The organism is Streptomyces sp. NPDC015242, assembly GCF_043079125.1.
Classification (GTDB): domain Bacteria; phylum Actinomycetota; class Actinomycetes; order Streptomycetales; family Streptomycetaceae; genus Streptomyces.
The window spans coordinates 67,567-91,812 of record NZ_JBIBUF010000013.1 but is presented as its reverse complement, the minus strand read 5'-3'; the positions used below and the strand labels follow the sequence as shown (position 1 = coordinate 91,812).

Annotated in this window: 22 protein-coding genes; 11 read left to right on the top strand and 11 right to left on the bottom strand. The window is 70.6% G+C overall.

The window, feature by feature from the left end:
* Positions 1-215 precede the first annotated feature (215 nt).
* The 3 genes from ACF07N_RS34640 to ACF07N_RS34630 all read right to left on the bottom strand — a co-directional run bounded on the left by ACF07N_RS34640 (position 216) and on the right by ACF07N_RS34630 (position 3,784).
* Positions 216-1,652, bottom strand: a complete 1,437-nt coding sequence (locus tag ACF07N_RS34640; RefSeq protein WP_392120682.1) for an MFS transporter — start codon at positions 1,650-1,652, stop codon at positions 216-218.
* A 101-nt stretch (positions 1,653-1,753) separates the two neighbouring features.
* Positions 1,754-2,221, bottom strand: a complete 468-nt coding sequence (locus ACF07N_RS34635; RefSeq protein ID WP_392120719.1) for a TetR/AcrR family transcriptional regulator — start codon at positions 2,219-2,221, stop codon at positions 1,754-1,756.
* Between the two features lie 930 nt (positions 2,222-3,151).
* Positions 3,152-3,784, bottom strand: coding sequence for a TetR/AcrR family transcriptional regulator C-terminal domain-containing protein (locus tag ACF07N_RS34630; RefSeq protein ID WP_392120680.1), 633 nt, complete (start codon positions 3,782-3,784; stop codon positions 3,152-3,154).
* 111 nt (positions 3,785-3,895) lie between these two features.
* On the opposite strand from ACF07N_RS34630, the gene ACF07N_RS34625 reads away from it, so the two are divergent.
* Together ACF07N_RS34625 and ACF07N_RS34620 are read left to right on the top strand one after the other, a co-directional pair.
* Positions 3,896-5,410 carry an FAD-dependent monooxygenase gene (locus ACF07N_RS34625; protein ID WP_392120678.1) on the top strand — a complete coding sequence of 505 codons (1,515 nt, stop codon included), beginning with the start codon at positions 3,896-3,898 and terminating at the stop codon, positions 5,408-5,410.
* 24 nt (positions 5,411-5,434) lie between these two features.
* A complete protein-coding gene (locus ACF07N_RS34620) occupies positions 5,435-5,599 on the top strand; it encodes a thiamine pyrophosphate-binding protein (protein ID WP_392120676.1) in 165 nt (54 codons plus the stop codon).
* Positions 5,600-5,851: 252 nt separating this feature from the next.
* Here the strand turns inward: ACF07N_RS34620 and ACF07N_RS34615 are convergent, their stop codons facing one another.
* A complete protein-coding gene (locus ACF07N_RS34615) occupies positions 5,852-8,395 on the bottom strand; it encodes an FtsX-like permease family protein (RefSeq protein WP_392120674.1) in 2,544 nt (847 codons plus the stop codon).
* A complete protein-coding gene (locus ACF07N_RS34610) occupies positions 8,392-9,183 on the bottom strand; it encodes an ABC transporter ATP-binding protein (RefSeq protein ID WP_392120672.1) in 792 nt (263 codons plus the stop codon). The genes ACF07N_RS34615 and ACF07N_RS34610 overlap by 4 nt, the downstream gene beginning before the upstream one ends.
* A gap of 731 nt (positions 9,184-9,914) precedes the next feature.
* On the opposite strand from ACF07N_RS34610, the gene ACF07N_RS34605 reads away from it, so the two are divergent.
* The gene (locus tag ACF07N_RS34605) at positions 9,915-10,463 is read left to right on the top strand and encodes a TetR/AcrR family transcriptional regulator (protein ID WP_365740713.1); all 549 of its coding nucleotides are present in this window, start codon (positions 9,915-9,917) and stop codon (positions 10,461-10,463) included.
* 542 nt (positions 10,464-11,005) lie between these two features.
* Here ACF07N_RS34605 and ACF07N_RS34600 read toward each other — a convergent pair.
* Positions 11,006-11,473, bottom strand: coding sequence for a nuclear transport factor 2 family protein (locus ACF07N_RS34600; RefSeq protein WP_392120670.1), 468 nt, complete (start codon positions 11,471-11,473; stop codon positions 11,006-11,008).
* 308 nt (positions 11,474-11,781) lie between these two features.
* Between ACF07N_RS34600 and ACF07N_RS34595 the strand changes: the two genes are divergently transcribed.
* Positions 11,782-12,216: a hypothetical protein gene (locus ACF07N_RS34595; RefSeq protein WP_392120668.1), complete on the top strand. Its 435-nt coding sequence runs from the start codon at positions 11,782-11,784 to the stop codon at positions 12,214-12,216.
* A 44-nt stretch (positions 12,217-12,260) separates the two neighbouring features.
* On the opposite strand, the gene ACF07N_RS34590 is transcribed toward ACF07N_RS34595, so the two are convergent.
* Genes ACF07N_RS34590 through ACF07N_RS34580 form a run of 3 tightly spaced genes read right to left on the bottom strand, consistent with a single transcriptional unit; the run spans position 12,261 to position 16,185 of the window.
* Complete coding sequence (locus ACF07N_RS34590) at positions 12,261-12,641, bottom strand: GtrA family protein (protein ID WP_392120666.1); 381 nt, start codon at positions 12,639-12,641, stop codon at positions 12,261-12,263.
* Positions 12,638-13,609 (bottom strand): glycosyltransferase family 2 protein, encoded by a 972-nt coding sequence (locus ACF07N_RS34585; protein WP_392120664.1) that lies wholly within the window; start codon positions 13,607-13,609, stop codon positions 12,638-12,640. Before ACF07N_RS34585 ends, ACF07N_RS34590 begins: the two co-directional genes overlap by 4 nt.
* The gene (locus tag ACF07N_RS34580) at positions 13,603-16,185 is read right to left on the bottom strand and encodes a YfhO family protein (RefSeq protein WP_392120663.1); all 2,583 of its coding nucleotides are present in this window, start codon (positions 16,183-16,185) and stop codon (positions 13,603-13,605) included. Before ACF07N_RS34580 ends, ACF07N_RS34585 begins: the two co-directional genes overlap by 7 nt.
* A gap of 131 nt (positions 16,186-16,316) precedes the next feature.
* Between ACF07N_RS34580 and ACF07N_RS34575 the strand changes: the two genes are divergently transcribed.
* From ACF07N_RS34575 to ACF07N_RS34560, 4 genes are all read left to right on the top strand, one after another.
* On the top strand, positions 16,317-17,033 hold the full coding sequence (locus tag ACF07N_RS34575; protein WP_392120661.1) for an RNA polymerase sigma factor: 717 nt from the start codon (positions 16,317-16,319) through the stop codon (positions 17,031-17,033).
* Positions 17,034-17,072: 39 nt separating this feature from the next.
* The gene (locus ACF07N_RS34570) at positions 17,073-17,987 is read left to right on the top strand and encodes a CU044_5270 family protein (protein ID WP_392120659.1); all 915 of its coding nucleotides are present in this window, start codon (positions 17,073-17,075) and stop codon (positions 17,985-17,987) included.
* Between the two features lie 320 nt (positions 17,988-18,307).
* Positions 18,308-19,507, top strand: coding sequence for a sensor histidine kinase (locus tag ACF07N_RS34565; protein ID WP_392120657.1), 1,200 nt, complete (start codon positions 18,308-18,310; stop codon positions 19,505-19,507).
* Entirely contained in the window at positions 19,504-20,145 is a 642-nt protein-coding gene (locus ACF07N_RS34560; protein ID WP_392120655.1) for a response regulator, read from the top strand. Before ACF07N_RS34565 ends, ACF07N_RS34560 begins: the two co-directional genes overlap by 4 nt.
* 90 nt (positions 20,146-20,235) lie before the next feature.
* On the opposite strand, the gene ACF07N_RS34555 is transcribed toward ACF07N_RS34560, so the two are convergent.
* Positions 20,236-20,559 carry a putative quinol monooxygenase gene (locus tag ACF07N_RS34555; RefSeq protein WP_392120653.1) on the bottom strand — a complete coding sequence of 108 codons (324 nt, stop codon included), beginning with the start codon at positions 20,557-20,559 and terminating at the stop codon, positions 20,236-20,238.
* 276 nt (positions 20,560-20,835) lie between these two features.
* Between ACF07N_RS34555 and ACF07N_RS34550 the strand changes: the two genes are divergently transcribed.
* The 3 genes from ACF07N_RS34550 to ACF07N_RS34540 are packed head-to-tail and all read left to right on the top strand — an operon-like array spanning position 20,836 to position 23,130.
* Positions 20,836-21,444, top strand: a complete 609-nt coding sequence (locus ACF07N_RS34550) for a SigE family RNA polymerase sigma factor (RefSeq protein WP_365740722.1) — start codon at positions 20,836-20,838, stop codon at positions 21,442-21,444.
* Positions 21,437-22,309 carry a hypothetical protein gene (locus ACF07N_RS34545; protein WP_392120651.1) on the top strand — a complete coding sequence of 291 codons (873 nt, stop codon included), beginning with the start codon at positions 21,437-21,439 and terminating at the stop codon, positions 22,307-22,309. The genes ACF07N_RS34550 and ACF07N_RS34545 overlap by 8 nt, the downstream gene beginning before the upstream one ends.
* A gap of 50 nt (positions 22,310-22,359) precedes the next feature.
* The gene (locus tag ACF07N_RS34540) at positions 22,360-23,130 is read left to right on the top strand and encodes a hypothetical protein (protein WP_392120649.1); all 771 of its coding nucleotides are present in this window, start codon (positions 22,360-22,362) and stop codon (positions 23,128-23,130) included.
* 44 nt (positions 23,131-23,174) lie between these two features.
* On the opposite strand, the gene ACF07N_RS34535 is transcribed toward ACF07N_RS34540, so the two are convergent.
* A complete protein-coding gene (locus ACF07N_RS34535) occupies positions 23,175-24,200 on the bottom strand; it encodes a Clp protease N-terminal domain-containing protein (protein WP_392120648.1) in 1,026 nt (341 codons plus the stop codon).
* Positions 24,201-24,246 lie beyond the last annotated feature (46 nt).

Sequence of the window (24,246 nt, the reverse complement as noted above, 5' to 3'; positions counted from 1 at the left end):
AGTAGGCTCGTCGTGGCCCTCGACCCGGCACACGCTGTACGTCGACGCCGTAGTCCTGCTGCCCGTGCTCCGCTCCCCCACCCGTTAGCCGGACGCACCGGGTAAAGCGGGGAAGCGCCGAGCGCGACGTCGGTGTACTGCCTCGAAGGCAGCGGCGCCGCCGCGAGCACCCGGGCCGCGCCGTCCCCGCTCGGGGGGCGCGGCCCGGGTGCTTGTCATGCGGACAGAGCCGGGGTCGGGACCTCGGTGTCCGCGTCGCGGTCGGTGGCCGGCCGGGCGGCGTTCCGGCGGCGCAGTGTTAGCGCGATGGCCACCCCGAGCAGGGTGAGGGCCGCCGCGGTGAACCCGGCGGTGCGCAGGCCGGGCACGAGGCTGGGTCCGGTGGTGGCGTGGGTGCCGTGGGAGGCCACGGCGATCAGGACGGCCAGCCCGACGGCGCTGCCGATCTGCTGGGTGGTGGAGGCCATGGCGGAGGCGATGCCCTGGTGGGCGGCGTCGACGCCGGTGCCGGCCACGGCGAACATGGCGGTCCAGGCCAGGCCCTGGCCGAGGCTCAGCAGGGTCACGCCGGGCAGCAGCGACAGGTAGCCACCGGTGGGCGACAGCGCCAGGGCGAGGACGGCCATGCCGGCGGCGCCGAGCAGCAGCCCGGTGAGCAGGGTGGTGCGCGTCCCGACCCGGTCCAGGAGCTTCTCGCTGGCCTTGGTGCCCACCATGCCGGTCAGCGCGGACGGCAGGAAGGCGAGGCCGGTGGCCATAGCGCTGTAGTGGTGCACGTTCTGGAGGTAGAGGGTGAAGAAGTAGTACTGCGCACCGAAGGTCCCCATGAAGATGAAGGTGACGCCCATCGCTGCCACGAGGTTGCGGTTGTGCAGGAGCCGCAGCGGCATGAGGGGATGCGCGGTGCGTGCCTCCACGGCGAGGAAGACACCGATCAGGGCGAGTCCCCCGAGGAGGGCGGTCAGGACCTGGACGGAGGTCCAACCCGCCTCGGGCCCCTGCACGACACCGAAGACCAGGGCGGTGAAGCCGACCGTGGCCGACAGCGCGCCGGTCATGTCGAAGCCGCGGCCGCGTTCGCGGGGGGCGTCCGGGGTGATGGCCTTCCACGCGACCGCGGCAGCGCCGAGCGCCAAGGGCACGTTGACGTAGAAGACGGCTTCCCAGCCGAGGTAGTTGGTGAGCAGGCCGCCGAGGAGGGAGCCCAGGGCGAGTCCGACCGCGCCGGCGCCGCCCCACACGGCCAGCGCCCGGTTGCGCTCGGCGCCCTCGCCGAAGCTGGTGTTGATCAAGGACAGGGTGGCGGGCAGCAGCAGGGCACCGCCGAGGCCTTGGACGGCACGGGCCGCGACGAGCACGCCGGGTCCGGTGGCGAGGCCGCCCGTGAGGGAGGCCAGCCCGTACAGGACCAGTGCCGTGGTGAACATGCGGCGCCGGCCCAGCAGGTCGGCCATCCGGCCGCCCAGCAGCAGGAACCCGCCGAAGGCGACGGCGTAGGCGCTGACGACCCACTGGAGGCTGTGGGCGTCGAAGCCGACGGCCCGGCCGATCTCGGGCAGCGCCACGTAGACGATGTTGTAGTCGATCGCGCTGATGAACTGGGCGAAGGCCAGGAGAGCGAGCAACAGCCCGGTTCCCCGACGCTTGGGCATGACAGGTCCTCTCAGAATGAGCGGTCGATAGAAGTAAGCGGTTAACTGCTTACTTATTGAGTCAAAGAGAAAGCCACCGAAGTGGCCCGTGTGGGCAGGGATCAGCCGCGCAGGGTGCGCACCCAGGGGGCGTCCACCGTGTCGGCGCCGACGGCCAGCACCACGTTGCCGAGCAGGGCGTCGGCGAAGTAGCGGCGCAACTGCCCATCGGAGGCCCCGATGTACTCGACCTGCTTGGCGTAGCAGGCGCGCACGGCCTCGCCGATGACAGGCTCGACGGCCGCGCAGTTGCCGTGCATCAGGATCATCAGCACGTCACGGTCGGCGATGACGTCCTCGTACGAGGAGCTGAGGACGGCTTCCGGGTCGGCGGTGGCGACCTTGGCCACCGCGGCGGCGGCCTCGCGCAGCACGTTTGAGCAGTGGTCTATCAGGGCGGCGAATAGGCACTCCTTGTCCGGGAAGAGCCGGTAGAGATAGCCCTGCGAGATACCGGCGGCCTTGGCGACATCCATGGTCGAGGTGCCGTCGTAGCACCGCACGGCGAGCATCTTGATCGCCGCGCTCATCACGGTGGGCCCGCCACTCCTCGGCTGTGGAGCGCTGTCGTGTCCTCGCGATGCTCATGAAAGTAATTAACCACTTTCATAATCGGACGTCAACCTGGCTCTGCGCCCGGAGCTGTAGTGCGCCGGGGTCAGCGCGTGGCGGCGCCCGTACGGTGATTCCGGGCGGTCGATGTCGACGCGGTCAGCGGAAAGCGCGCCGCAGGACGGCTCGGCACCGCCACGGATCAGGCCTCCCCGGCTCAAATCCGGCCGACATCTCGATTGAGCGGGCTTCGGTGGCGCCCGGTCCGCCCCGGCGACGTGATTTCCGGCCGCACCGCGAAGGACTCGAGCTCGTTCTCGGATGCACGCCGAACCGTCTCGCGCAAGTGCGCCCGCCGGCCCCCGCCCTCCCGTGCGGACCGGGAGGCAGCGACAGGCGTCCCGCTCGGCGGGGCCCGCCGCCCTCGGACCACCCAGCGTACCGGCCCCCAACCGCACCGGATGCCGTGAGCAGAGTCTCAGGCGTCCTGCCCCGGGCGGTCCGGCACACGGTCGTCATGCGGGACAGTCCGGATCAGCACCCGGCCGATCGTTCGCCGACGCGGTGTGCGCGGGAACCCGGTTGCCGCGTCGACGGGCTGTCGCTGACGGATTCCGCCTCCAGACAGTCCGGTCACGGCCCCGCGCCTCCCTCGATGCCCTCGATACTGGGCAGTGGCGGGCTGGCGCGTACCCCCGCTTCGGCGCCGACCCGGACACCCGCCGATCGCGGTCGCTCGTCCTGGCCTACGGCGGGGCGCCTGGCCCTGTCACGGCGCGCACTTCGCGGCCCGCCCGGCAGGGAGGTCCATATCGCGCCCGCCGGCACCCACGGGGACCGGCGCCCGTGAGGCCGGCCGAGGACCGCCGCGGTTCACGGCCGCCGGGACGAGCCGGCGGATCACGGCCTCACACGGCGGGGCCGCGGGTCAGCAGCGCCGAGATGCCGTGCTCGAAGCGCTCATCGAAGGAGGCGGCGCCCAGATGCGCGAGCACCCGGTGCAGCGAGGGATGGTCCGCCTCGGTGACCGCCTGGGCGAGGCGGTCCTCCAGGGCCTCGGGGACGGCTTGCTCCTCCTGGGTCAGGCCGAGGGTGAAGTACATGACCGCCCACGCGGTCCAGGCCGCCCGGCGGTCGTCCATGCCGCTGTCGAGCAGGGCGCCGACGAGGGTGTCGGCGAAGCGCAGGGTGTGGGCTTCAGCGGCGTACGTGCCGGTGACCAGCGCGGCGCCGTCGCGGTGGGCGAGGAGGGCCCGGCGGTAGCGGCGGGCCAGTTCGCGGGTGCGTTCGTCCCAGGCATCCGGCAGACCCTCAAGCGGAATCTCACCGACGATCGCGTCGGCCATCAGCTCCAGCATCCGGGGCTTGGTCTTCACGTGCCACAGGACCGTGTTCATCCGTACGCCGAGCCGTCCGGCGACGGCGCGGGTGGATAGGGCGTCCCGCCCTTCCTCGTCGAGGAGTTCCACGGCGGTGCGCACGACGGTGCCCGGATCCAGCCGGGGGGCGCGGTTTTCGGCCGTCGGTTGCCTTTTGGTCATTGACCTAGTTTACTTCACGATGCGCCCTTGGTCACCGACCAATGTGACTCTCGGGCGGTCACCGACCGGCCATGTCCGTTGCAAGCGGAAGAACTGGCGCAGGGAGAAGAAATGGAACAGCAAGTCGTCATCGCCGGAGGAGGGCCCGTCGGGCTCTGGCTGGCAGCCGAACTCCGGCGCGGGGGTATCTCCGTTACCGTCGTGGAAGAGCGCCCTGAGCGGGACGGGCGCTCCAAGGCACTCACCGTCCACCCGCGCACCGTCGAGGTACTGGCCTCGCGCGCAGTGCACGAGCCCTTCCTGGCCGAGGGCCTGCCCATCCCGTCCGGCCACTTCGGCCTGCTCGACGACCGGTTGGACTTCCGGAGACTGGACACCCCGTTCCCCTACACACTGGCCCTGCCGCAGGCGCGCACCGAGGAGATCCTCGAGGAGCACGCCCTGTCGGTCGGCGCGCGGATCCGACGCGGGCACCGCGTCACCGCCCTGACCGAGCACCCGGACGCGGTGACCGTGCGGATCGAGGGCCCCCGGGGACCGTACGAACTGCGGGCCGCCTACCTCGTGGGCTGCGACGGCACCCGCAGCACCGTTCGCCAGGCCGCGGGTATCGGCTTCCCCGGCAGCCCGTCCACCGTCCTGGGCTTCCTCGGTGACGTCACCCTTGAAAGCCCGCCGCCACCCGGTTTCAGCGTGTTTACCGAGGCCGGCACGCTAATGGCCGCCCAACTGCCCGGCGCGGTGTACCGGCTGGTCGGCATCACCCCCGACGACCTGACCACCACCTGGCCCGGCGAACTCACCATGGGCGAGCTGCGGGCCAAGACGATCGCCATCGCTGGCCGGGACTTCGGCATCCGGGAGGGTCTCTGGCTGTCCCGGTTCGGCAACGCCAGCCGCCTGGCCGAGCGGTACCGCAAGGGACGGGTCCTGCTCGCCGGCGACGCCGCCCACCAGCACTTCCCCGCGGGCGGTGTCGGCATGAACGTCGGCCTCCAGGACGCCCACAACCTCGGATGGAAGCTCGCCGCCGTGCTCAGCGGCCGCGCTCCCGAGCCGCTGCTGGACACCTACCACACCGAACGCCACCCCGTCGGCGCCGACCTCATCCGGGCGAGCCGTGCCCAGACCGCCCTCATGACCGCTTTCTCACCGGAAGGCAGGGACCTGCGCTCGCTGCTCAGCCAGGCTGTCGCCACCCAGCCGGAGTTCAACCGGAACCTGGCCGAACGCCTCACCGGACTGGCCGTCAACTACCCCCCGGCCGACCCTTCGGCCCACCCCCTCACCGGCACCCGCGCACCCGACCTCGCCTTCGCCTCCGGCGATACGGCGACCGAGCCCGGTGCCTCCTCCCTGCTCGCCCTGCTGCGCGCCGACCGATACACCCTGCTCGACCTGACCGGAAGCGCCGACGGACCCCTGCGGGCCCTGGCACGGCCGGGGCTCGCCGTGCACGCCCGGTCGCTCGCCACACGCCCGGACGGGTGGTCCGAGGTGCGGGCGGTCCTGCTCCGCCCGGACGGCCACCTCGCCTGGGCCGGGACCACCGCGGACGACGCAGACCTGGCCGCAGCCGCCAACCAGGCGCTCACCGCCCTGCACGGAGGCCGCCGTGACGCGTGATCGCACCTCCGTGACCGTGGCGGAGTGCCTCTCCGCGCACTTCGCCAACTGGGCGTCCAGCACCTCTTCGGTGTGCCGGGTGACTTCAACCTGACGCTGCTAGACCTGATGTTCGCCACCGGCAACCAGCAATGGGAGGGCTCCCCCAATGAACCGGGCGCCGGCTGCGCGGCCTGGCCGCGCTCGTAACGACGTACGGCGTCGGGGAACTCAGCTGCACCAACGCGGTCGCGGGCAGCCGGGTGGGTGTGGCCGGGACTGGGCGGTTGGGGGCCGGGGGCGAATGCTTGGGCATGCGCGGCCTTTCCGAGGTGCTCGTGGGTGGCCGGTGCCGGGGCGCCTCCCCGGCACCCAGCACTCCCCGCCGCGGAGTTCAGGGAAGTGCCCTTTCGGCATGCCTCCATGCCTCGATGGTATGGCAGTGGACCAGCCGTCGCCGCGTCAGCCATCTACGGCCAGCGCGGTGACCGGGCTGATGCGGGCCGCGCGGCGGGCGGGGAGGGCGCCGGCGAGACCGGTGAGGGCGGCCAGGACGAGGACGACGCCGACGAGTTGGAGCACGGGGAACTCGGTCGGTACGTTGGCCCCGGTGGCGTTGACGAGGAGCCAGGAGTAGGGGACGGCGAGCAGCAGGCCCATGGCCGAGCCGATGATGCCGTACAACGTGGCTTCCAGGGTCAGGGCGGTGGTCAGGCCACGGCGGGAGAGACCGACCGCCCGCAACAGTCCTGCCTCGCGGACACGTTCCACGACTGACAGTGCCGTGGTGGAGCCGACGCCGGTCACGGCGATCAGCACGGTGAGGGCAATGAGGGCGAGGACACCACCCACCGCGATGCCGAGGTCGGCGGTCTCGCTGTCTCGCCCATCGGCGATGACCTCGATGTACACCTCGTCCTGCGGACCCACGGCGGACCTCAGCGCCTTGAGGGCGTCCGCGCGGCCCTGCTCGCCGGCAACAACGGCGTCGGCGACCAGACCAGTGGGTCCGCTGGGCAGACCGAGGCGGTCCAACTCCGCCGGATCGGTGAGAACGCCGGCGTTGAGCGGAGCCCCTTCAACAACGGCCACCACCTCGACGTCGGCCGTCCGGGCGTCGCGGGTGAGGGTGACGGTGTCACCGACGTCCAGGCCCGCGTCCCGCGCTGTGGGTCCGAGCAGCGCCACTCGTCCCGGTCCGAGGGCGTCCAGGGAACCGCGGTGGGCACGGTACTTGCCCCAGGTCGAGAGTTTTCGCAGGTTGAGGTCGACAGCCTGGGTCTCCTCGCGCAGGTCACCAATCCGCACCAGCGCACTGCGCTGGGGAAGTACCCGGGTCAGGGTCTCGGCCCGGCGCACCTCGGCCACCAGCTTCGGCGGAAGCGGATCGAAGGCGGCGGAGTTCAGCCAGAAGTCGCTCGGTGCAGTGGCGGTGACGTTGCGCTCTGCCATGACCTTCATGGAGGCCGCGCCCACCAGCACCACCCCGGTCATGGTCACGCCGAGTGCCACGACGACGCTCACCGCGGCGGCCCGCCGCGTTGCGGCGCCGACGCCTTCGACAGCGAGCCTGCCCAGCGGACCGGCCTTCCGCAGCGGCCGGCCCACCAGGTTCAACAGCGGCCGGACCAGGACCGGGCCGAGCACCACAAGCGCGAAGTACGCCAGCGCGCCTGAGAACACGATCAGCAGCAGCACGAGTTGAGCGTGGTAGTCCTCGTGCCCGGGCCGGGGAAGCTGTCGCGCGGCGACTACTGCCAGCACGACCGCCACTGCGGCCAGAGCGCAGCCGAAGACCGCGCGGGCCCGTCCGATGCCCTGGCGTGCGGCACTGGTCGCGGCGGTGCGCAGCGCCTCCAGAGGGGAGACCCGGGCAGCGCTCGCGGCGGGAGAGAGGGCTGCTGCCGCCGCCATGGCCACCGCTCCCAACATCACGGCGGCTGCCGGGGTCAGGGGGACGCCTGGGGCGGAGAATCGGACGCCGAAGAGCGTCAGCGCGCCCGGCAGGAGGTTACCGGCCAGCGCTGCGGCGCCCACACCGACCAAACCGGCGACGGCTCCGGTCAGGGCTCCTTCCACGGCCAGCGCCCGGGCCAGAGGTTCACGGTCGGCGCCGACCGCGCGCAACAGGGCCAGCAGGCGCAGCCGTTGGGCGAAGACGATCCGGAAGGTGGAGGTGGAGATAAGGGTTGCCGCCAGCACCGCGACCGTCAGGAAGACCGAGACGAGGGAGAAGAGGTTGCCGTAGCCGTTGATGAGGTCCCGTTTCTCCTGCTGGCGGATTTGTTCGGCTGGGACGACGGCGGCCTGTTCCCCCGGCCCTTCGGCGAAGGCAGCCGACTCCAGGCGTGTGCGAATATGTGGCACGTCGGCGCTGTCCGTGAGGCGTACCTCTACCTGGCCGAGGTAGCTGTCCGGTTCGCTCAGCCCGGTCACGGTGGTGTCAGGGGCGAAGGCCTGCTCACCGCCAAGGCCTCGCATGGTGGGCGTGTCGACTGTGGCGACGGCGAGCCCAGTGATCCGCAAGGTGACGAGGCGATCGGATCCAGTCTTCACGGTGACGGTGTCGCCGGTGCCGAGTTCGAGCCGCAAGGCGGAGCGCCGTGTGAGGGCGATCTCGTCGGGTGCGGCCGGGTAGCGGCCTTCCAGCAGGCGCACCTGGGAGAGCAGGCCGGCTCCGGGATCGGCGGTGACGCTGATGTTGGCGGCGGCGGGTCGGCGCAGCTCGAGGAAGGCGGTCGTCCGCGCTTGGGCCTCGGCGACTCCCGGCACCCTGCGGATGCGCGGCAGCGCGGAGGTGCGCACGGGCGCGTCGAGGGTGCCGACGACGTAATCGGCCGCTGAAGGTGTGCCGCGATGGGTGTCGAGGATGGTGCGTTCGATTGTGCGGTGCGCGAGGACGGTGGCGAACACGACGAACGCGGCGACGGCGACGGCCAGGCCGGTCAGCAGCAGCAGCCCGGGGCGCTGCACGGCGCCTGAGAGCTGGATACGCGTGAGGGTCATCGGCCGGCCGCCAACTGGCGAAGGGCGTCGGTGACGGAGGCGGGCTCGGGCCGGTCGATCTCGCCGGCGAGCCGGCCGTCGGCGAGCAGGATCACCCGGTCGGCGTGGGACGCGGCGCCCGGGTCGTGGGTCACCATGATCACGGTCTGCCCGTATGCGCCCGCTGCCTCGCGCAGCATGGCCAGCACCTGTGCGCCGGAGCGGGAGTCGAGGTTGCCGGTCGGCTCGTCGGCGAAGACGACCTCGGGCCGGGACACGAGGGCGCGGGCGAGGGCGACGCGCTGCTGCTGCCCGCCGGACAGTTCGGCGGGGCGGTGTCCGAGCCGGTCGGCCAAGCCAAGGGATGTGGTGAGGCGGTCCAGCAGCTCCGGATCGGGCTGACAGCCGGCGAGATCCAACGGGAGAGTGATGTTCTGTTCAGCAGTGAGCTGCGGTAGCAGGTTGAACGACTGGAAAACGAAGCCGATCCGTTCTCGCCGGATCTGGGTGAGGATCCGCTCGGGCTGGATGGTCAGGTCGGTGTCCGCGAGCAGTGCCTGCCCTGATGTGGCCCGGTCCAGCCCAGCCAGACAGTGCATGAGGGTGGACTTGCCTGAGCCGGAAGGGCCCATGATGGCGGTGAAACGGGCGGGGGCGAAGGCGACGCTCACGCCGTCGAGAGCACGGACGCGCGTCTCGCCGGTGCCGTAGACCTTGACCAGGTCGACAGCAGTGACGGCGGCGGCCGTCGAGGGTCCGGCCCATTGGGTGGTGGCGCGGTGTGTGAGAGCGGGCGGAGGGAAGGACATCGCGGAACTGCTCCTGGGGGTACGGCCGGGCCGGCATCGGAGGGGTGCCTGGACAGCCTCGCCGCGGGGCAGGGGCCGGTACATCCGCCGTGGGACAGATCTTCGGCGTCACCAGGGCCCATGGCATCTGACTTCCGGCTGATCCGGTGGCACCACTCCGGCGGCTGTCGTGACGCCGACATGGAGGTCCTTGCCAACGTCCGGAACGACGCGGAGGCCATCCGCCTGCCCGCTGCGGGTGCACGTCCGGCTGACACGGGCCTACTCCCCGTCCATGGCCGATGACGGGGTCGCCGCCGTGGGCACGGCGGGCGGCAGCCTCGGCTTCGGGTTCGGTTTGGTCGCGATGCTCGAGCGGGTTCTCATAACGGGTGGCTGATCATCGCCGTTGAAGAGAGGATGAGGGCTGGGCCGTCGACGCCGTGCTTCCCCTGGCCGACGACGAGGACGGGCCATGATGCAGTGGACCTGGCTGCCTTCCCGGGAGACCGAGGTCGTCCGGGCGCCTGCCCATTGAACCTGGTCGGTTGACGCCGCCGATTCCCGTGAGGGGGCGGCAAAAGCCGCTCGCCAGTGAGGTCTGCATCAGGATCGTCTGCCAATCACGACGCCGGAGTCCGCGAGAACACCCTGCCTGTGGGAAGCGGTCGTCATCTGCCGATGAGTCCGCCGTCGCGGGACGCATCGGCGATGACTTGACCCCCCACCTAAGAGAGTGGTTGATTACTTGTATGAACACCGCGAGGACAAGGCAACGCTCCACGGCCGAGGAGCGGCGGGCCACCGTGATGAGCACGGCGATCAGAACGTTCGCCGTGCGTGGCTACTACGGCACCTCGACCATGGATGTCGCCAAGGCCGCCGGGATTTCGCAGGGCTACCTCTACCGGCTCTTCCCCGACAAGGAGACCTTGTTCGCTGCACTGATCGACCACTGCTCACACCTGCTGCGGGAAGCCGCCGCCACCGCAGTGGCCAAGGTTCATACCACCGACCCGGAGGCCGTCCTCGCCGCTCTCAGCTCATCGTATGAGGATGTCATCGCCGACAGGAACGTACTGATGATCTTGATGCACGGCAATTGTGCGGCCGGTGAGCCTGTCATCGGCGAGGCCGTCCGCGCCTGCTACGCCAAACAGATCGAGTACATCCGGGCCGTCTCCGGAGCCTCTGACGATCAGTTGCGCCGCTACTTCGCCGACGCCCTGCTCGGCAACGTGGTGCTAGCCGTCGGCGCCGACACGGTGGACGCTCCCTGGGCGCGCACTCTGCGCGGCTGATCCTCACCACCTCCGGGCCTCTTCGGCGGCCATTCACCAACCCGAGAAGTAATCGGTCAACCGCTTATACGGTTGGAATCTTCAGGCTGCTTCTCCAAACCGTGCACCAGTACAGCGCCAGGACGCCGGCGTGGCCTTCCTGCCGTCCGCGCTGACCGGCATGGCGGACTCAAAGGTCAGCGAGAGTTCCTCGGGCGCGTCGGCACCCGCACAACATTGGGGTTGGACTGGTGCTGGGTGCCGCTGACGTGGCCTTGCTGGCCTTGGCCCTGCCACCTGCCAGTCACTCCCCGCGCTACTGCCGGGCATCGTCCTGCTCCCGAGCCCGCTCTCTCGCCCTGACGCGGACGACGGCCGCTCCCCCGAACCAGGAGCGGCCGTCAGGCCGTTGCTCCGACGGAACGTGATCGCAGCCGGTAAAGGTCAGCGAGTCGGGCCTCAAGCCGTCAGGCGCCCGAGCTGAAGAGCCGGAATGACGCAGGTCCCGCTCACCGAGGCGTGAGCAGGACCTGCCGGCAGGAATGAGAACCGCAGAGCGCTGGTCACCGACCGAAGGCGGAGACCATGTCCTCAGCACCTCCCCCCAGAGCCTTGATGGCGATCAGCGGGTTCCAGAAGTCCACGTAACGACTGATCTTCCCATCGACAGTCTCAACGACGGAGATGTAGGTCTGGTTGTAAGGTCGGCCGGTCGCGCGCGCGGTGCCGACGCTCTTGAACTCGGCGATGACCAGCGACGGGTCGACGGTCTCGTGGAAGCGGAGGTCGGTGAACTCGACCTCGAAATGCTCGGGGAAGTTCTTCATGTAGGCGAGCAGTTCCTCCTTGCCGGCGACGCGCGTCGGGTAGCCGTCCGGCCCGTAGGGGAACTCGAGCACGCCCTTCTCGGTGAACAGGTCCACCCATTCCGGGATGCGGCCGGCCGACAGTCGGTCAAGGTGACTGCGGAAGGTTTCCTGCGCGGCTGCGCGGACCGAGTCAACGCTTTCGACGGCGGTGGTGTCGGTCATGGGGACCCCAACCTTTCTTGCCTATAGATAAGCGGTCGTTCACTTACTTGATGGGACGAGCGAACGTAGCTGGACTACGAGGCGGGGCGCAGGTGCACCGGTCGCATCCGAGCCCGTCGCATATAAGTAATTAACCACTCGCATATCTTCATGTCAACCATGAAGTCCACCTCGCTGCGGGCGGACCGGGGGGCGGGCATCCGCCTTCAACCGCGAAGGCCGCTGTCCCCGGAGCGGCGCGATGGCTCGACACCACCATGTGGGTCCTCACGGTGTGCCGGGGACATGGGACGGATGGAAGGCGAAGGGTGAGGACGGAACCTTCCCCGAGGACGCTGGACAGGCTGTCGCCACCCAGCCGGAGTTCAACCGGAACCTGGCCGGCCGATACGGCGACCGAGCCCGCTGCCTCCTCCCTGTTCGCCCTGCTGCGCGCCGACCGATACACCCTGCTCGACCTGACCGGAAGCGCCGACGGACCCCTGCGGGCCCTGGCACGGCCGGGGCTCGCCGTGCACACCCGGTCGCTCGCCACACGCCCCGACGGGTGGTCCGAGGTGCGGGCGGTCCTGCTCCGCCCGGACGACCACCTCGCCTGGGCCGGGACCACCGCGGACGACGCAGACCTGGCCGCAGCCGCCAACCAGGCGCTCACCGCCCCTGCGGCGGGTGACTTCACCCTGACGCTGCTCGTCCTGCTCCTCGCCGCCGACCACCAACATAGGCCGCTACGATCACGCTGAGCGCTTGCACCCGCGGCACCGGTCGTGCAGGTCGGCAGCCGGTCTCACCGTCCTGAGACCCGGTGGTCGGTGAGCATGATCCTGCGGGCAACCAGGAATGTCACGGGCACGGCCACCGCTGCCGCGGCCAGCGAGGCGATGCGGCTATCAACGTGAGCTTCGCGGACCAGAAGGTACAAGCCCCCAGTGCTCACACAGAGATTGACAAGGACCGACAGAGGAAAGCGTAGGAACTTCCGCCAGCTGACCTCCGTCCGGTAGGTGAAGCGAGCGTTGAGCAAGAACGATGACACGGTGGCCAGGGCGAAGGCCGACACATGCGCCGCCGTATAGGGCAGGAAAGTCAGGAGCAGCAGATAGAGCGCGTAGTACACAGTCGTGTTCACCGCACCGACGAGGGCGAAGCGCGGCAGCTGCGCGTTCATCGCCGTCCCTTGGAACCGGCGGAGGAGGTGAGGGCCGGAGCCGAACGGGCCGACAGGTGATCCTCTTTCAGGATGTAGTGCGGCCGTCGCTTCACCTCGTGGTAGATGCGTCCGACGTACTCCCCCACCACGGCGATCATGACCATGTGCACGCCCGCCAGCGCGGTGACGGCCGCCAGTAGCGTCGCGTAGCCGGGCGTGTCGACGCCGCCCACCACCACAGCGGCGATGATCCACACCGCGTACAGGCCGGCGCCCAGCGTCAGGGTCGAACCGAGGTGAAGCGCGGCGCGCAGAGGCCTGGTGTTGAAGGAGAGCACCCCGTCCACGCCGTAGTCGAAAAGACCGGTAAGACTCCACTTGCTGCTGCCGTGCTCCCGCACGGCGTTCTCATAGGCGAGGGTGGTGCTGGGGAAGCCGATCCAGGCGAAGAGACCTTTGGAGAAACGGTTGGACTCGGTCAATGTGAGGACCGCCCTGACCGCCCGACGGGACAGGAGCCGGAAATCGCCGACACCGTCGACGAGTTCGACGTCCATGAAGCGGTTGACGAGCCGGTAGTACAGGCGTGCTGTAGCGGTGCGCAGTGCTCCGTCACCGGTCCGCGTCCGCTGGGCGATCACCTGGTCGAAGCCCTGCCGGTGCAGGCTCACCATGCGCGACAGCAGTTCCGGCGGGTGCTGGAGGTCGGCGTCCATGAGCACGACGGCGTCCCCGGTGGCTTCGCGCAGTCCGGCCAGCATGGCCGCCTCTTTGCCGAAGTTGCGGCTGAACGAGAGGTACCGCACCCGTGCGTCGCTCTCGGCGAGCCGCCGCAGCGCAGGCAGTGTGCCGTCGGTACTGCCGTCGTCGACGAAGAGGAGTTCGTAGGTGTACTCGGCGGTGGCTATGTGGTCGGCCACGCGCCGGTAGAAGTGTTCGATGACGGCCTGCTCGTTGTAGCAGGGCACGACGAGGGAGATCAGCACGGCTTGTCCAAAGAGGTTGTTCGGCCGCGCAGGGAGCGCAGACCGGCGAAGGTGCACAGGGCGAGAAGGGCGATCAGCGCGACACAGGTGCCGGCGCGCAGGCCCGGAGGGCGGAACTCACAGCGGAGTTCGGTGGCCCGGCCGTCGAGCGGGACGGCGATCAGACCGAGTCGGTGCTCGGCTGGGCGCGGCGAGTCGTCCCCCGTGGCGCAACGCCAGCCGGGGATGCGGGGGGCCGCGAGTACCGCGACTCCGGTGGATCTGGGAGGCAGCGTCGCGCGGACGGTGTGGCCGTCCACGTGGACCGCTCGTGCGCCTGTGGCCCTGAGGCGCTCGGCGGCGGCGCGCAACCGGTCGGTGTGCAGGCAGCCGACGGCATCGGTGGGCAGAAATCCGCCGTGTTCCGGATCAAGCCGGATCGTGAAGCGGCCCGACGCGGGCACGGTTCCGAGGAACTGGACGGCTGCCGTCTTGGTGACGGGGGCCTGGTCGGCCCGGAACCGGCCGGTGGGCAGCGGCTCTCGGCCGTGCGCCTGCCTGGCGGTCCCGGAGTAGCGCGGGGCCCACAGGTGCAGGCCGGTCCCTGCGGGACATGTCCCGCTGACCCGCCAGCCGTCGCTGCGGCCAGGGACGGCGTGGCGGCCGTCCTCGGGGCGGACGGGAGAGCCCGCGCGGGCGAACCTCAGCCGGGGCAGCGTGTACACCTTTTCCCCCAGCATCAGCTCCTGGTTGCGGAAGGCCGAGTCACCGAACTCGCGCCGGAGGGTGGCCGGGTGCACGGTTACCAGGGGCGGGACCGGCCGGCGCACCACGTCGACGGTGTTGGCCGCGTCCGGATACCAGTTCTGGTGCGGGTCGGGTGGGGTGCGCAGGCGCGCGCCCACGGAGAACACGACGTCCACGACCGGGTTGTCCACACTCTGCACCGACCGGCCCCGCGAGGTGTGGCCCCCGCCCAGGGCCGTGAGTGTTCGAGCCAGGACGTCGGAGGTGACACTGCTGTAGTACGCGCCTCCCTGTCCGCCGACGACCAGCGGGTCGTTGCCGACGGTCTGCTCCCGGCCGGGGTCGGTGCGGTAGCGGGGCCACGCGTCCACGCGGGCGATCGCCGCGCGCTGGGTCTCCTGCCGTTCGCCCCAGGGCGCGTAGTCGTCCTTGCGGGCGACCCGCAGCCGTTCGGTGTATGCAGTCGTCGCCACGGACTGCCCGATCAGGGCACAGCACAGCAGGGCCAGACACCAGGACGCCGTTCGAGATGAGCGTCCTAGGGTCCCCGGCGGACGCGCCAGGTACCACAGGGCGACGCCGGCGAGCGTCGTGCCGGCCGCTGTGGCGGGCAGCGTCCACGCGCTGGCTACGTCGCTGTCGCTTGCGAGCGCGGCGAAGGCCGCAGTGAGCGCGAGGGCTGCCAGGAGCGGCCGTCCCTGCGGCGGTCCGTAAGCGAAGGACGTCCACGCCGCGACCACCAGCAGGCCACAGACGATGAAGGCCGCCCGGTAAGGGCTCCCGTTGGGCGTGGCGAAGCCGTTCCACATGAGGTTGGTGGGAGTCCATTGCAAGGAGGCGGCCGCCGCGAGGACGAGAACGATCAGCGCTGCGCGCACGCGCCGGGGAACCGCCCGGTTGAACGGCAGGCTCAGCGCAAGCAGCAGGGCGACGGCGTCGACGTACAGCGCCGGGCTGGAGAAGCTGTAGGTGACGGGCAGCAACCGCGTCAGCAGGTCATCGGCCGCGATCGGTGTGAAGGACCCGGTGCGTCCCGGGTACGCGTATCGCGTACCGAAGTACACGGTGAACAACACGGGCGCGGCCAGGCCCACGCCCAGAACCCCGGCGAACGCGGCACGCAGCAGCACCGCTCCTCGTGCGCGCCAGGGCAGAGGTGCCGCCCCCAGGCGGGCCAGCAGCAGGAGGCCGGCGGCCAGGGTAGCCATGTAGGCGGTGTAGAAGTTGGCGACCCAGCACAGCGCCATGACGAGGGCACTCAGCACCGTCCGCCGGCCCGCCAGTGCCCACTCGGTCACCAGGAACAGCAGGGGCAGGGCGATCAGGCCGTCCAGCCACATCGTGTTGTAGACGGCGTCCGCGAGCGCCCAGCCGCATAACCCATAGGAGGCTCCCAGCAACCCGGCGGCCCACCATGCGCCGCTCCGCAGCCGCAGCAGGTAGGCGGCCATCAGAGCCGCGGCCACGGCCATCTTCACCAGGGTGATCACGAAGACGGCGACGTCGATCCGGTCGCGAGGGAAAAAGGCCACCAAGGGGGCGAAGGGACTTGAGAGATACGTTCCGTAGTCAGGCAGGAAGCTGGAGCCGAAGCCGGATTGCCAGTTGAGGAGGAGGTCGCCGTCCGCCTGTCCGTGCAGCAGGTCCCACAGGCGGGTGTGGAAGGGCACGTACTGGTTGCCCAGATCGTTCACGTTGCGCGTACGGTCGCCGAATGGAAAGGCTCCCGCGGTGGCGTTGCCCGCGCACAGGACCAGCAGCGTGATGGCGGCGGCCACCAGGGACGCGCGCCGCGCGTTTCCCGGCGGCCCGGTGGCTGTTTTGGTCTGAGTGTCGTTGTTGCTCTTCACACTCAGGACTGTCCACCGGGCGGATCGGGTCGCAGTGACCTGTGCCACACGCAGGGGTGAGGGCGAGCCGGGGCGGATCCGCGTGATGCGTCCGGTCGGCACCGAAGGACTATCCGCGGCGGTCGCCCGGCGTGACGCACATCATGGAGACGACCCGCTGGGAGCGGACAGGACGGAGCGTGGATCTTTCTCTACGTGCTCGAATACGAGCCGGTGACACTCAGGCGTTCGCACAGCTCTTCCGGGAGCACGCGCAGGCCGTGCACAGCCACGCCGCACGGTGGCTCGGCGATCCCACCACCGCCGAGGACGTCGTCTCGCTGACCTTCCTTGAGGCGTGGCGTCTACGGGAGAAGCTGTTGGACGACGACGGCGCCGCGCGGTCCGGCTACGAGGTGGACGTCGGTGACGGTCTGCGCGCCTGGCTGTTCGGCATCGCCACCAACGTGCTGCGCAACACCCGCCGTGCGGCCCGTCGGCACAGAGCCGCGCTCGACCGGCTCCCGAGGCACCGTTCCGACACTGACTCGGTGCCCGACTTCACTGATGCGCTGGTCGGCCGCATGGAGGACGCCGAGCGTCTCGCCGCCGCGCGGGTGGCGCTGGGGGAACTGCGCCCGCGGGAGCGCGAGGTGTTCGCCCTGTGCGTCTGGTCCGAGCTGAGTTACGCCGACGCCGCAGCCGCGCTCGGGGTGCCGGTCAGCACGGTGCGGTCCCGGCTTTCCCGGGCCCGGCAGCGGCTGCGACGCCTGGCCGAGAGCGAACTTGCGCGTCATCCCGGCCGGGCAGCCGCTCGTGACCGGAGAAGAAACGAGACGCCTGTCCGCCGGCGGACAGGAACCGGGTGACCGGGCCGACACGGCCTCGTCGACACAGGAGTGACATCGATGAATCCCACCGAACGCGAAGAACTGGCGCGGCTGTTGCCGACCCCGGGTGCCCCCGTTCTGCCGAATGACCGCCTGACCCAGTTGGAGTCCCACCTCATGCAAGAGATCACTCGCGACGCGCCCTCACAAACCACCCGCCCGGCCCGGGAGGGCCGGTCCCCGTCCCGGTCGTTCCGGCGTCTCGCCGCGATCACCGTGCCCCTCGGCGCCACCGCGGTCGTCGCGACCATGCTCACCGTCGGCAACGGCGACAGCGGCGAACCGTCCACCGATCCCGAGGCGGTCCGGCTGCTGAACCGCATCGCCACGGTTGCCGCAGCCCAGAACGCCCCGCGGGTTCGCGACGACCAGTACATCTATACCGTGACCCAAGGCACTCAGCAGATCATGGACCAGGGCTGGGACACCTTCCGCCGCTCGGACTGGCAGGCCGTCGACGGCAGGCGCGACGGACTGGCTCGCATCACCGTGCTTGCAGGACCTTCCGGCAAGGGCACCAAGGACATGAGGCTGCAGGCCGACCCCAACAGCACCACTTACCGGGAGCTGCAGGCTCTTCCGACAGACCCCGATGCTCTGTACGAGCAGGTCTGGAAGGAGACGGAGGGTCAGGGACCAACCCATGAGGAGGCCGCTCTGGAGATGATCGGCTCCATGCTGCCGGGAGCCTCGCTGCTGCCCGAGGTGGACGCGGCCCTCTACCGCGCTGCAGCTCGGATCCCGGGTGTGACCGTGGTACCCAGTGCGAAGGACGCCGCCGGCCGGGCAGGCGTCGGTCTCGCCTTTGGCGACGGTAAGGACCGCGACGTGTGGGTCTTCGGAGACAAGGACCTGAACTACCTCGGCTCCGACGAGGTCGCTCTGCTCGACGTCGGCGTCGTCGACGAGCCCGGGCACACCCCGGCCGACTGACAACCACGGGTAAAGCGAGAGCCGCCCGGGGCTTGTCTCGCGGGTACTTCCGCGGGCAGGGCAGCCCAGCTTTGCCGCTCGCGACGGCGAGCTGCCCTGTCCACGGAGGCCGCCATCACGGAAGCAGGCGTCAAGGGTGTTGACGACGGAGCGGTGGCGGCGAGCGTACGGCTGTCATCGCACGCGCTCAGGGGTTCTGCGCAGCGGGTCCGGCCCGCTGCGTCACGCGGCGAGGCCGTGGGGGGAGTCCACTGTGCGACGGCGGATCTCTGACTTTCGGCTGATCCGGTGCCCTCCGTACGGCCACTATCGTGTCGTCGATGCTGAACGAACAACCACCAGCTGGCTGGTCCGGGGCGGGCAGGGCGGCCGGTCTCGTCGCTCTGGTCCTGCTGGGATTCGCCGACACAACCTTCGGCGACACGACGACACTGGTGACCTCCTCGGCCAAGGGCGGATCGGCGCTGGCCGCCGCCGCGCTGTGGCTGACAGCCGGATCGCACGCGCGGCACCGGCTGTCGTCGCTCGCCTTGGTTGTGGCTGCTGGTTCGCTCGGTGTCACCGCGCTGCTGATCGCTGCAGAGGCCGATGGCCTGTGGGGGTGGGCGGAGGTTCTCGCGCTGGTGCTGCTCGTGATCACCGTGACCCATCGCGGGAAGGGGTGGGCCACGGCCCCGGCGGTGGTGGCCCTTGGCCTGGCGCTTTGCGTCCAGCCGTACCGGACTGCCGCCGAACATTCCGTGCCCTCGCTCTCCGACCACGCCGGGCTGTTCGGCTCGGTGCAGTGCCTGGCTGCTGCCGTTGCGGTGGGCGTCGGTCTGTACCTGCGCTTCCAGGCGGCCTCGCACGAGCGGCTGCTCGCCGCGGTGCGCGCCGAGCAGCGCGCGGAGTTCGCCCGGGACCTGCATGACTTCGTCGCCCACCATGTGACAGGCATCGTCGTCCAGGCGCAAGGCGCCCGTTACGTCGCCGAACTCGCCCCCGAGAGGGCGCTTGACGCCCTTGAGCAGATCGAGTCGGCGGGCACCCGGACGCTGAGCGCGATGCGGCGGATGGTCGGTGTACTGCGCGAGGCGAGCGAGGACGTACCTCTGGCGCCGCCGGTAGGTCTTAGTGAGCTGGCTCCCATGGTGAAGGAGTTCACGGCGGCGGGCGGGCCCCGTGTCGAGCTGTCCGTCGATGACGTGGCGGAGGACCTGCCGGTGGAGGTGGCGTCCACTCTCCACCGGGTCGTGATGGAAGCACTCACCAACGTGCGCAAGCACGCAGGCGCCGCGCGTGTGGTGGAGGTCGACATCCGCCGCACACCCGACCGATTGTCCGTCCGAGTGGCGGACGACGGGGCGGCGCGGCCCGCCCGATGGTCGCGGTCCGGGTTCGGGCTGGCCGGACTCGCCGAACGGGTCGGCACGATCGGCGGCCGCATCGAGGCCGGGCCGGGAACCGACGGGGGGTGGGTCGTGACGGCTGTCCTGCCCGTGAAAGGCTGTGGCGTGAGCGATGAGGACGGCGCGGTATGACGATCCGGGTGTTGGTCGCAGACGACCAGGCGATGGTACGGGCCGGTTTCGGGATGATCATCGGGGCGCAGCCGGACATGGAACTGGTCGGTGAGGCCGCGGACGGCGTAGAAGCCGTCGAACTGGCCACGCGGCTGCGGCCCGACGTGGCCCTGATGGACATCCGGATGCCCCGCATGGACGGGTTGCGGGCGCTTGAGCTGCTCGCCGGGCCGGACGTCGCCGATCCGGTCAGGGTCGTCATGGCCACCACCTTCGACCGGGACGAGTATGTCCACACAGCTCTGCGACGCGGCGCCTGCGGCTTCCTGTTGAAGGACGCGGGCCCCGCGCTGCTGGTGGAGGCGGTCCGGGCGGCCGTCTCCGGCGAAGCCCTGATCAGTCCGGCGATCACTGTGCGCCTGCTACGGTCCCTGACCGTTCCGGTACCGGCCCGGGACGCCAATGGGCTGTCCCCCAGGGAGTGCGACGTGATGCGGCTGGTCGCCCGGGGGCGCACCAACGCGGAGATCGCACAGGAGTTGGTTATCACCGTCGGCACGGTCAAGAGTCACCTCAGCAGCATCCAGACCAAGTTGTGCGCCCGCAATCGGGTCGAGATCGCCGCTTGGGCTTGGGAGCGGGGGCTGGTGGGCTGAGGAACCCGGTCCGCGTGTGCGGCGGGTGTGCCGGGCCGGGCGCTCCCAGGCCCCGGCTCGAGTGGCCGTGGCCTGGGAGCGCGGTGACGCTCAGCGCAGGGAGGCCTTGTCGGTGGTGCCGTAGCCGAGCGGGGTAAGCACCTGTATCTGTGGTGCGCCGGTGAGCAGTTCGCCGACCCGGCTGAGGGCTTCGGCGAGCCAGGGCGCCGTGTTGTGGTCGTCGAGGTCCTGCTGGGAGGCCCACTTTTCGATGACCACCACGGTCAGTGAGTCGTCCGCCACCTCGTGGGCTGCGTAGGTGAGGCAGCCCGGTTCCTGGTGTGTCTGCTTCACCACCGAGGCGATGACGCCGCGGGCCTCGTCGGCCCGGTCGGCCCGCAGGTGCAGGGTGCCGATCACGATGACAGGTTCCACTGTCCGTTCCTTTGCTGTGCACGCCGGGCGTTCCGGCTGACGGCCAGCGAACCACCTGGTTTGGTGGGTGCGGAAGGTCCGATCCGGCATGCCCCCATGCCGTGCGCGCATGGGGGGCGGGCGTCTGTGAGGGCGAGCCGGGTCGGGCCGGTCCGCCGGGGAACCAGTCCGGAGACGGATGGGAAAAACATTTCGTTGCGGGCAACCGGGCCGGTGGGCCAGAGGGTTTACCCGATGTGGGAGATCCGAGAACGGCACAGGCACGATGGCGGGGACATGTCCGGCGCGACAGACGACAGAACCGGTGCGCGGGACGGCCAGGAGTCCAGCGTGCGAGATTTCGAGGAGTTCGTCGAAGCGTGCGGGCCGCGCCTGTTGCGGATGGCATGGCTGCTGACAGGCGACGCGCACCTGGCCGAGGACCTGTTGCAGACGGCGCTGGCCAAGGTGTGGCCGAAGTGGCCTCGTATCGCGCGGGAACACCCGGAGGCGTACGTCCGCAAGACGCTGCTCACCACGCACGCCTCGTGGTGGAGGCGCCGCTGGCGGGGCGAGGTGCCGCATGGCGAAGTCCCCGACCGGCCCGCGGGCGGCGACCCGTTCACCGGCGTGGACCTGGAGCAGGCGCTGTCGGTCACTGTGCGGCAGTTGCCACCGCGGCAGCGCGCGGTGCTCGTACTGCGCTACTTCGAGGACCTTTCCATCGAGGAGACGGCGGACGTCCTGGGGTGCCGGCCGGGGACGGTCAAGAGCCAGGCTGCCAAGGCCCTGCGGACGCTGCGAGGGCTGCTCGACGGCTCCTCCCACGTCCCGGCCGACGGTCACCGGCCACAGGAGCGCGGACCGCGCTCCGCGAGCGGAAGGGGAGGGCGGTCGCGTGCCTGATGCCGAAGACGGACTGACCCCCGTGCGCGAACCGGCCGAAGTGCGGGCGCTGCTGGAGCGTGCGGTGCCGCAGCTGACCCCTCCCGCGGACCGTATGGGCCGGATCCGGCACCGCGTCCGGCGACGCCGGCTCAGGCGGACGGCCGCGGCCGCCGCCGTGGCCCTGGTGGCGGCAGCGATCGCCGTGTGGCCCGGCACGGGCTGGCCACCGGGCCGGGAGCCGGCTTCCGTCCCGCCGGCCGCAACTGCATCCGCGGACACGCACGAGTGGGTCGTACGGTTCCCCGATGCCGGGAGCCTGGTCTTGACGCTGCCCGACGGCTGGCAGGCGCGCACAGTGGCGAGAACGGACCGCCCGACTATGGTCTACGCCGCTACGCAGTCGCTCTCCCCCGGCGCCGTCGAACCCGGCTGCGCCGAAGGCGTCGCGCACCGCAGGGATGCCTTCGCCTGCGCGCCGCTGACCGCTCTGAAGCGCGGTGGCGCCATCGTCAGCTTCGCACCAGTCGAGGCCCCGGACACCACCCTGCCCCTGACCGCCACGTTGTCGCCGACGGCCACACTCGGCGAGGCGTGCAAGGGCCTGGGCGGACGGCTCGAGTACCCCGCCCGGTCCGTGGTTCGGTCCGCGGACGGTGCCTACGCCCTCCAGGTGAGCATCTGTCTGGGCGAGCCCTCGCCCCGGCCCTACGCCGCCGACAGCGCAGTCCCATCGATGCCGTCCGCTTCCCCCGGCGGCCGCGGCGGGCGGCCGGACGGCCCCGTGCCCGGCTTCACCGTCGCCCCGTCAGCCGGTTCTCCCGACGCCTGGGCCAGCGTGCTGCAACAGGTGCAGTCGCTCATCAGCACTCTCCGCTACGGCTGACGCGCCGACTTCCTCTTTCCCATCTCCTTCTCGCGAGAGGTTCCTCAGCCATGCCCATACGCCCTGGACGCCCGCTCCCCGCAGCCGTCACTCTGAGTGCAGTACTCCTAGTGAGCGGCTGCATTCCGTCCGCCGATGACACGGAAGCGGCAGCGCCGGCCGCTACCACCCAGGCCGGCGTGGCCGGCCGGCCGACCGTGCCCGATGCGCGGCCCCAGCCGGTACGGAGTGAAGCGCCCTTGCCCGGTGTGGGCTCGGCCATGCTCGACGACATCCCCGCCACCTCCCGTCAGGTACTGCTCGTCACCGGCGACGGCGCAGACGAGAACACCGCCACGGCCGTGTTGTACGAGCGCACCGCCGCCGGCTGGGAACCGGCCGCGGGGCCCTGGCCCGCGCACAACGCGCTGAAGGGCTGGACCGACGACCACCGCCTGGGCGATCTGCGCTCACCCATCGGCGTCTTCGGGCTCACCGACGCGGGCGGCCTGCTCCCCGATCCGGGCACGCGTCTGCCCTACGACCATTCCTCGGCGTTCAGCATCTCCGGCACCGGGTTCGAAGGGGAGCCGCTGGCGGGCTCGTTCGACTACGTGGTCGCCATCGATTACAACCGCAAGCCGGGCACCACACCGCTGGACTGGACTCGGCCGCTGGGTGAGGACAAGGGCGGTGGCATCTGGGTGCACGTGGACCACGACGGTCCCACTCAGGGCTGCGTCAGCATCGCCGAAGGGCACATGAAGGAACTGCTGCTCGCCCTTGATCCGGCTCTGGACCCCGTCATCGTCATGGGGGACGCGGCCGCACTGGCCCACTGAGCACCGATCCGGACCGGCCCGGACCGCGGATCGGTCGCGCCGGATCAGTGATCCGGGGAGGTGGTCAGTGCGTCGACCAGTTGCCGGGCCCGGGTCTCCTCCCCGAGCAGGAGCGCCACCAGCGAACCGGTGCCTGCGTCGTCAGCGGCGGCGCCCGGACCTGCCACCTGGTCGAAGTACCGCTCGGCGGGCCGCGCGTCGGCCGTCAGGCGGATGCGCCCACCGGTCAGGACAGCATGCGTCAAGGCATAGGTCAGGCCCAGGCCTGCCAGCCGCTCGCCGCCCGCGAAGCGAAGGGCGAAGGCGGAGTCCCCCGCCCCGGTCAGGTGCGGGTACCGGAGCGCGACCTCATGGGTGGCCAGAACCCCCAGCAGGATGTGCTCCGTGCGCACCGCGGCGTCGCCGAGTCCACGTGCCTGTTCGTAGCTCTCCTGACGGACCCACTCGACAGGCATCGAAGCCCAGTTGACCCCGCCGCCGCGGATCAGCCATCGCTTCCAGGGGCGCATGTGCCGGTAGGGGCGGCGACCGAGGAGGGCGTCGCGAGTGGCGTGCAACAGGGGGGTCAGGCCGTCCTCTCGTGGGCTGCCGGCGCCACCGTCGAGACGGGCCCGTAGAGCCTGTGGTGCGACGCCGCAGGCTGCCAGTGTCTCCACCGCACGGTTGTCGTCCTCCAGCAGACCGCGCAGCAGGTGCACCGCGCCGAACTTCGCCGCGCCATCACGCCGGGCGTGTTCCATCGCGGCGGCCAGCGCCTTGGCCGCGGCCCCTGTGAAACGGAGGCGCCGGTCACCGTCGTCCCCGAGGACGTCCGGCGCGGCCACACTCGCGCCGGTGTCGTCGTCGCCGCTCCAGGCACCGACGCGGCCCTCCCGGTCCCGCAACACCGCGAGCAGCGCGACCTTGGTCGCCCCCTCGTCCGCGAGTGCTTCGCGTGCGGGCCCCTTGACCGTAGTGAGTCCGGCGAGCAGGTGCTCGGTGCCGATGGGGTCTTCGGCTGTTGCCCGGGCGCCGCGGGCAGCCCCCAGGACTCCCACGGTCCTCCACTCCGGTTCCTTGATCGCTTCCATGCGGTCCTTCTCCTTCTTGTCGTGCGGCCTCGCAGGCCGGGGCTCT

Excerpts from the sequence above, each read along its gene's own strand:
- ACF07N_RS34605 (WP_365740713.1), top strand. The coding sequence starts at position 9,915 with ATGAACACCGCGAGGACAAGGCAACGCTCCACGGCCGAGGAGCGGCGG.
- ACF07N_RS34615 (WP_392120674.1), bottom strand. The coding sequence starts at position 8,395 with ATGACCCTCACGCGTATCCAGCTCTCAGGCGCCGTGCAGCGCCCCGGG.
- ACF07N_RS34640 (WP_392120682.1), bottom strand. The coding sequence starts at position 1,652 with ATGCCCAAGCGTCGGGGAACCGGGCTGTTGCTCGCTCTCCTGGCCTTC.
- ACF07N_RS34540 (WP_392120649.1), top strand. The coding sequence starts at position 22,360 with ATGCCCATACGCCCTGGACGCCCGCTCCCCGCAGCCGTCACTCTGAGT.
- ACF07N_RS34590 (WP_392120666.1), bottom strand. The coding sequence starts at position 12,641 with ATGAACGCGCAGCTGCCGCGCTTCGCCCTCGTCGGTGCGGTGAACACG.
- ACF07N_RS34630 (WP_392120680.1), bottom strand. The coding sequence starts at position 3,784 with ATGACCAAAAGGCAACCGACGGCCGAAAACCGCGCCCCCCGGCTGGAT.
- ACF07N_RS34625 (WP_392120678.1), top strand. The coding sequence starts at position 3,896 with ATGGAACAGCAAGTCGTCATCGCCGGAGGAGGGCCCGTCGGGCTCTGG.
- ACF07N_RS34635 (WP_392120719.1), bottom strand. The coding sequence starts at position 2,221 with ATGAGCGCGGCGATCAAGATGCTCGCCGTGCGGTGCTACGACGGCACC.
- ACF07N_RS34535 (WP_392120648.1), bottom strand. The coding sequence starts at position 24,200 with ATGGAAGCGATCAAGGAACCGGAGTGGAGGACCGTGGGAGTCCTGGGG.
- ACF07N_RS34560 (WP_392120655.1), top strand. The coding sequence starts at position 19,504 with ATGACGATCCGGGTGTTGGTCGCAGACGACCAGGCGATGGTACGGGCC.
- ACF07N_RS34565 (WP_392120657.1), top strand. The coding sequence starts at position 18,308 with ATGCTGAACGAACAACCACCAGCTGGCTGGTCCGGGGCGGGCAGGGCG.
- ACF07N_RS34600 (WP_392120670.1), bottom strand. The coding sequence starts at position 11,473 with ATGACCGACACCACCGCCGTCGAAAGCGTTGACTCGGTCCGCGCAGCC.
- ACF07N_RS34550 (WP_365740722.1), top strand. The coding sequence starts at position 20,836 with ATGTCCGGCGCGACAGACGACAGAACCGGTGCGCGGGACGGCCAGGAG.
- ACF07N_RS34570 (WP_392120659.1), top strand. The coding sequence starts at position 17,073 with ATGAATCCCACCGAACGCGAAGAACTGGCGCGGCTGTTGCCGACCCCG.
- ACF07N_RS34610 (WP_392120672.1), bottom strand. The coding sequence starts at position 9,183 with ATGTCCTTCCCTCCGCCCGCTCTCACACACCGCGCCACCACCCAATGG.